Genomic DNA, 3,539 nt, shown 5'->3' on the forward strand with positions numbered 1-3,539 from the left:
CATTCTTTGATGTTTCGCATGGCTACTCGCGGCGCCGCCATCTTCCTCTCCCGAAATCGGTCGAGGATGGCGGCGCATCAGGTCATGCGCAACGAAGGAAAAGGCTTTCGCTAAGTCGTGACCGCTCATTTCGGTAAGCCGTGACCACCTGTTTCGGAACAGGCGGAGAATCGGTCACGTTGCTACCGAAATGAGCGGTCACGCGTTAGCGAAATGAGCGGTCACGATCAACCGAAACGGCCGGTCACGGTGCTCCGAAATCCGCAACGAGGTCACGTTCGATGGTGCGCTTGGTGGTCGGGTGCCCTGCGTCACTGAGTAGGCTTTGCAACTCAAGCGTTGTGATGCCCGGACCCTTGGGTGGCAGCAGCTTGAGCAGTTCCCATTGGCGGGTCAGTGTGCTGCGACTGGTGGCTGATGGCACGGCGTTCATCCCTAAAATCGGCTGCATGCCAGCATCATGATGTGCCCAATCGCTTCAATCAACGTTGGGGCGGCTGTGCCACACAAAAACATCGCGATCTGGAGGGGTGTCACTGCGCAGCAAATCAGCCAGCTTCAATTTAGGTTGTGGCATCTTCTGCGGCGGTGAATCCGAGAGGAGCTGCTGGCCGGACCCTAGGAAAAGGTCGGCTGAGACCGTCAACATCAAGCTGATGTCGTGTTGGTTTTCATCGTTCTCACCCAGCTCCCCGCTAAAAAACGCTTCACTAAATGCGCTGCAGATTTGCGCAGGTGTCACCTCTAGCTCTTTTAAAACTTTATATCTCTTCCCCAGCAACCGCTCTGCAGCGCTTTCGAAATCATCGGCGCTATAGGCTCGGGATGTTCCCGCCGCTGTGTCAACCATATTCGCACTCCTGCCTTGCCGCTTAACCGATCTGTTTTGTTGGGTATTTGAAGATGACCTTGGGGCTACGTTCTACCACTCAGCAAAACCAATGGCTCTCATGGTCGTGGCGGTTTTCAAGCTGCTTTCGGCCAGTAACGCATCAATCACCTGATCGGCATTGGTGAATGGTTGGAAGCGTGCACGTCGTGCGACCAGTGCAAAGTCACCGGGAGTCAGGCAGCTTTGCCGAAGTAGTCGGGCGAGCTTGAGGCTGTCCGGCCTCTTCAGGCCCATTTGCCGTAAGTACTGTCGAAGCAGGTTGGTGATCTGTTCAGCGCCGAGGTAGTCGAAATTTATTTTCAAGTCGAAGCGTCGCAATGAGGCTTCATCGAGGTTTTCCATGAGGTTCGTGGAGGCTATAAACAGTCCGCGGTAGCTCTCCATCTGCGTCAGCATTTCGTTCACTGCGCTTACTTCCCAGCTGTGGCGCGCTTTTCGACGGTCCTGCAGGAAGCTGTCAACCTCATCAAGAAGCAAGACTGCATCATCATCGGCTGCCTGCTCAAATGCTCGTGCAAAGTTCTGCTCTGTCATACCTACGTAAGGTGAGATGAGATCGGATGCCCGGCGAGTCAGAAGCGGTTTGCCGAGTTGAATTGCCAACCAATGACCAAACGCAGTCTTACCTGTGCCCGGTGGGCCGTAAAAGCACAGGCGCGCCTCGCCATGATTGCGCAACCCGGTAAGAAGTTGGTCGAGAGGCATGTTGGTATTGGCCAGGTCTGGGCTGTAGAACTCAGGCAATGCCTGCATACGATTCTGCCCCAGGCGCGCAAACCCTTGGGCTTGCAGTGTGGCGTTTACCAAAAACTCGACTGTCGTGTCCAAGGTCGCAGATGCGTCTTGAGTCTGGCTGTTTGCAACGTCCATGGCTCGCGTGATGATGGCGGGCATCAGCTGTTCGTGATCAGCGAGCTTTTCGACTAGCGACTGATTCAGGCGGTTGTCACTGGCGCTGCGGATAATGCCTTCACGTTGAAGCCGAGGTGGATTTTCCAACTTGAGCACAAGGTCGAAACGCCGAATATAGGCATTATCCAAAGCCCTTATGTTGTTGGTCAGCCAGAAGCAGGGGATTGGATTTTCCTCAAGCATGCGGTTAATCCAGCCTTTTTGCCGTTCTTGGCCTCCCATAAACATGGCCAACTCATTGCTGCCACTGAATAGGTCCTCGATCTCATCTAGTACCAGCAACGTTTTCTGCTGGTTGAGTACGCACATGGCCGACTTTAAGGCGCATAGGCGTCCGCGCCGATCAATCGGGTCACCACTGTTATCGGTGCAGGCAATTTCGAAGAGTTCAGCCTGCAACTCGCTGGCAAGCAGCCTTGTGAGCTGGCTCTTGCCGGTGCCGGGTGGGCCGTAGATAAGGATGTTAACCCCGACTTTTTTCGCGTCGAGTACTTGCTGCAGATAGGGACGTGTAATGTTGAGTGGGGTGTCGAGGTGAATAAAATCTTTGGCTTGCAGCAGGCTTTCAGGTGCAGGGCGAAAGGCACTCTGGAACAACCCGATAGCGCTACCTTGATGATGACGTACGGAAAACAGCAGGTCCTTGTTGTTAAAGCCCAGCAGATCGGACATGTGATTGCGCACGCCGCTGCGCAGGTTTGCTTCAATTAGGCCTGACTGCACCAGGCGGCCCTCTGCCGAAAGACGCAAACGCAGGTCATTCTGCGTGATATCCAGCAGCGTGCTCAGCACCCTGACGAGGCGGTTGAATCCGATGTAGCCGAGCTGGTTGCAACAGTCATCTAGTAAGGCGTCTGTATTCATCAGCGAGCAGAAGCCGATCAGCTTTTGCTCGATCTCATCCAGGCCAATCAGCTGTGCAAGTTTTGTCAAATTCGCCTGAAGGTTGTCTGGTAGTTCAGGGGAAGGAAACGCTTTGTCGAAGAGCTTGCGCTCTCGGTGAAGTGCAGCAAGGGCCAGCTCCCGGAAATTTGCTTCCTGGGTGTGATCCCTCTGCTTGAGAAACGCAGGTATAGGGAAATCGTCCTCATCATTACCCTCGGCAGCCTTTACCAGCCAGTAGATGCCAAGCTCGCGAGCGACATCGTCATCACTGAAGCAACCGTGATTGATGAAATCCCGATGGCCGCCGCAATCAATCATCAGCTTAAACATCCAGCTCAGAGCAAGCGGGCATGTGTCCTGATTGTGGGGGCCGGATTTACGGGCAACTTTCGCCATGTTGAGTCCTCCAGTGAATATGGAGGCATTATCGTTGCAGTCTGCGACGCAATGGGTCGCAAGCTGTATTAGAAAAGGCTAGGCTGTACCGCTAGCCTTCAACTTGAGTTTCCAGCTCCCCGAGTAACATCGCCACGACTTGAGCGCTCGTATGAAAATTCGCACCAAAAGTACAGCGGTTTAGATTCGGGCTGATTTCTTCAAGCGCGTTACCTAGGTCGGCCCACATCCGTAGCGACATATCGTTGCCAGCAAAAAGTGCCCCGAAAATATTTTTGAAGCGAAAAGGCTGAAGCTTTTCCCATGGAACGTCTTCAGGGTTCTCATATATGATGATTTCAAGGATCAGTTTTTTACTACCTGAATTCATAGAATAAGTGCAACGCTTGAAACGATAGGCAGAGGGCCAGCCACCGGTAGAATCCAGGCTCTCACACCAAAGGATTCAAGCGCA

4 protein-coding genes are annotated in these 3,539 nt (G+C 53.5%); all 4 read right to left on the bottom strand.

The window, feature by feature from the left end; genetic code table 11:
- Window positions 1-244: 244 nt before the first annotated feature.
- The 4 genes from AUK77_RS01280 to AUK77_RS01295 all read right to left on the bottom strand — a co-directional run bounded on the left by AUK77_RS01280 (window position 245) and on the right by AUK77_RS01295 (window position 3,455).
- Window positions 245-451, bottom strand: coding sequence for a hypothetical protein (locus AUK77_RS01280; RefSeq protein WP_296125374.1), 207 nt, complete (start codon window positions 449-451; stop codon window positions 245-247).
- Window positions 452-478: 27 nt separating this feature from the next.
- Entirely contained in the window at window positions 479-850 is a 372-nt protein-coding gene (locus AUK77_RS01285) for a hypothetical protein (RefSeq protein WP_296125375.1), read from the bottom strand.
- Between the two features lie 72 nt (window positions 851-922).
- Window positions 923-3,085 (bottom strand): AAA family ATPase, encoded by a 2,163-nt coding sequence (locus AUK77_RS01290; RefSeq protein WP_296125377.1) that lies wholly within the window; start codon window positions 3,083-3,085, stop codon window positions 923-925.
- A 91-nt stretch (window positions 3,086-3,176) separates the two neighbouring features.
- Window positions 3,177-3,455, bottom strand: a complete 279-nt coding sequence (locus AUK77_RS01295) for a hypothetical protein (RefSeq protein WP_296125379.1) — start codon at window positions 3,453-3,455, stop codon at window positions 3,177-3,179.
- Window positions 3,456-3,539: the final 84 nt, after the last annotated feature.

It is taken from the genome of Pseudomonas sp. Ga0074129 (assembly GCA_001465025.1).
Lineage (GTDB): Bacteria > Pseudomonadota > Gammaproteobacteria > Pseudomonadales > Pseudomonadaceae > Aquipseudomonas.